Origin of the sequence: Kitasatospora sp. NPDC048296 (assembly GCF_043201815.1) — a bacterium.
In the GTDB taxonomy this organism is placed as follows: Bacteria; Actinomycetota; Actinomycetes; order Streptomycetales; family Streptomycetaceae; genus Kitasatospora.
Map to the genome: position 1 here is coordinate 1 of NZ_JBICZB010000165.1, position 3,330 is coordinate 3,330.

Sequence of the window (3,330 nt, forward strand, 5' to 3'; positions counted from 1 at the left end):
CGCCTTCGCTCCAGCCGGTGCCGTCGGCGTCGGCGGAGAACGCCTTGCAGCGGCCGTCCGGTGACAGGCCCCGCTGGCGGCTGAACTCGATGAAGGTGGTGGGCGTGGCCATCACCGTCGCCCCGCCGGCGAGCGCCAGGTCGCACTCGCCGTTGCGCAGTGCCTGCGCCGCGAGGTGCAGGGCGACGAGCGAGGAGGAACAGGCTGTGTCGATGGTCACGGCCGGGCCCTCGAACCCGAAGGTGTACGACACCCGGCCCGAGGCGATGCTCGGCGCACTGCCGTTGCTCAGGTAGCCCTCGAAGTCGCGTGGGGCGTGCTGGAGGCGGGACGCGTAGTCGCTGTACATGATGCCGGTGAAGACGCCGGTCCGGCTGCCGCGCGTGGCGGCCGGGTCGAGGCCGGCCCGCTCGAACACCTCCCAGGCGGTCTCCAGCAGCAGTCGCTGCTGCGGGTCGGTGGCCAGTGCCTCGCGCGGCGAGATCCCGAAGAACTCCGCGTCGAACTCGGCCGCCTCGTGCAGGAATCCGCCGTTGCGGGTGTAGCTGGTGCCGGCGTGCTCGGGGTCCGGGTCGAACAGGTCCTCCGACCAGCCGCGGTCCACCGGGAACTCGCCGACGGCGTCGACGCCGTCCGCGACCAGCTGCCACAGGTCCTCTGGCGAGCGCACCCCGCCGGGGTAGCGGCAGGCGAGTCCGACGATGGCGATCGGTTCGTCGACGGCGGCAACAGCGGTGGTGGCTGCGGCGGTTCGGGTGACGGCAGCCTGAGCCGCGCCCTCCAGCTCAGCCGCGAGGGCGGCCGGGGAGGGGTGGTCGAAGACCAGGGTGGCGGGCAGCCGGCGACCGGTGGCGGTGCTGAGCCGGTTGCGCAGCTCGACTGCGGTCAGCGAGTCGAAACCCAGCTCGTTGAAGGGGCGTTCGGCGGCGATGGCGGACGCGTCGCGGTGACCGAGCACGTCCGCCGCGGTCGCGAGGACCAGCTCCAGCATCGATGCCGCGGGCTTGCCGCCGCGCGCGTCGGCCCGGCGGCGCGGCGCGCGGACCAGTCCGCTCAGCAGCGCGGGGAGCCGGCCCTTGTCGGCCTGGTCGCGCAGCGACACGGTGTCCAGCGCGGAGGCCGTGGTGAGGGTGGAGCCCAGGCGCGCGTCCAGGGCGGCGAGTCCCTGGTCGACCGGCATCGGCGCCAGACCGGCGCGGGCCAGCCGGGCCCGGTCGCGATCGGAGAGCTGTCCTGCCATGCCGGTCTCGGTGTCCCAGAGGCCCCAGGCGAACGAGGCGGCGGGCAGGCCCTGTTCCGCGCGCTGCTCGGCGAGGGCGTCGAGGAAGGCGTTGGCGGCGGCGTACGCGGCCTGGCCGGCGCTGCCGAGCACCCCGGCGACCGACGAGAAGAGGACGAAGTGGGTGAGGTCGTCGGTGAGTTCGTGCAGCAGCCAGGACGCGTCCACCTTCGGGCGCAGTACGGCGGTCAGCCGCTCGGGGGTCAGCGAGGTGACCGTACCGTCGTCCAGGATGCCGGCCGCGTGCAGCACGGCGCGGACCGGGTGTTCGGCGAGCAGCTTGGTCACGGCCGCGCGGTCGGTCACGTCGCACGCGGCGAGCGTGACCCGGGCGCCGAGCCCGGTCAGCTCGGCGGCCAGTTCGGGTGCGCCGGGGGCGTCGGCGCCGCGCCGGCCGACCAGCAGCAGGCTGCGCACACCGTGCCGGGTCACGAGGTGGCGGGCCACCTCCCGGCCGATCGCCCCGGTCGCGCCGGTGAGGAGCACCGTGCCGTCCGGGTCGAAGGCGGGCACCTCGGCGGCGGCCTCGGCCGGCGTCAGGCGGCTTGCGCGGACCTCGCCGTCGCGGATCACCAGCTCGGGCTCGCCGGACCGCAGCGCGGCCGGGAGCGCTAGCCGCGACGAATCGGCGTCGTCGGTGTCCACCAGGACGTAGCGCCCGGGGCGTTCGGCCCGCGCGGCGCGGACGAAACCCCAGAGCGCGGCGTGTGCCGGGTTCCGCGGGCCGCTGCCGACCGCGCCGCGGGTGACGAGCACCAGTGGCGCCTCGTCGTCCGAACCGGAGCCGTCCTGTAGGAGCGCCAGCAGCCAGGCGACCGCGTCGTGCGTGGCTGCCACCGGGCTGCTGCCGTCAACGGCGTCAACGGCGTCGGCGGCATCGGCGGTGCCGTCGTTCGCCGGGGCCTCGACGATCCGGTACTCCGCCGCGTCGGCTGGCGACCCGTCCGTGCCGGAGGCCGCCACCGTGGTCCACTGCACCTCGTACAGCGGCAGCCGGCCGCCGGTCAGCTGCTCGGGGCGGGCCGTCCGCAGGGTGAGCGCCTCGACCTCCAGAACGGGGGCGCCGTCGCCGTCGGTGACCGTCACGGCCACCGCGTCCTCGCCGAGCTCGGTGAGCCGTACCCGCAGGGCGGTCACCGGGCCGGCCGACGGCGTGTGCCGCCGGAGGCCCGACCAGCTGAACGGCAGGCGCACGGTACCGGGTTCGGTGCCCAGCGCCAGCGTCCGCAGCGCCGCGTCCAGCATCGCCGGGTGCGGGCGGAACCGGGCGGCCTCGCCCCACCGGTCCTCCGGCAGCTCGACGTCGAGCCAGGTGTCGGCGCCGTCGCGCCAGGCGGCGGCGAGCCCCTGGAATGCGGGCCCGTAGTCCAGCCCCGCGTCCGCGGCCCGCGACGCCAGCTCCGCCACGTCCACGGCGGCCCCTCGGGTCGGCGAGGCGAGTGGCGCCGGGGCTGGCTCGGTGCCGTCCACCTCGGCGAGCTGTCCGACCGCGTGCCGCAGCCACTCGGTGCTTTCCCCGGAGTCCGGGCGGGAGTGCACCGCGACCGTCCGACGGCCGGTGTCGTCCGGCGCGCCCACGGTCACCTGGAGCCGTACGGCGGCGTCCACGGGGAGCACGAGCGGGGCCTCGATGGTCAGCTCGTCGACGGTGCCGTACCCAAGCTGCTCGCCCACGTGGAGCGCCAGCTCGGCGAACGCAGTCCCCGGCAGCAGCGCCGTGCCGAGCACGGCGTGGTCGGCCAGCCACTGGTGCGTCTTCAGCGAGACCAGCCCGGTGAACACCACCCCGTCGCCCTCGGCCAGCTCCACGGCTGCGCTCAGCAGCCCGTGCGCCTGCGCCCCGAGCCCGGCCGCCGCGACGTTCCCGCTCCAGCGGGCGGCGGACGGCTCCAGCCAGTAGGTCTGGCGCTGGAAGGGGTAGGTGGGGAGGGTGGTGTGGGTGCCTGGGGTGCCGTGGGTGGGCCAGTTGACGGGGTGGCCGTGGGTGTGGGCGGTGGCGAGGGCGGCGAGGGTGGTGTGTGTCTCGGGGTGGTTGGGGGTGAGGGTGGCGG

The 3,330-nt window shown here is 75.7% G+C and carries 1 protein-coding gene; it reads right to left on the reverse strand.

Annotated elements, in window-relative coordinates:
* Positions 1-3,330: type I polyketide synthase (locus tag ACGF12_RS38110; protein ID WP_393041104.1), on the reverse strand; the 3,330-nt coding region annotated here is incomplete at both ends.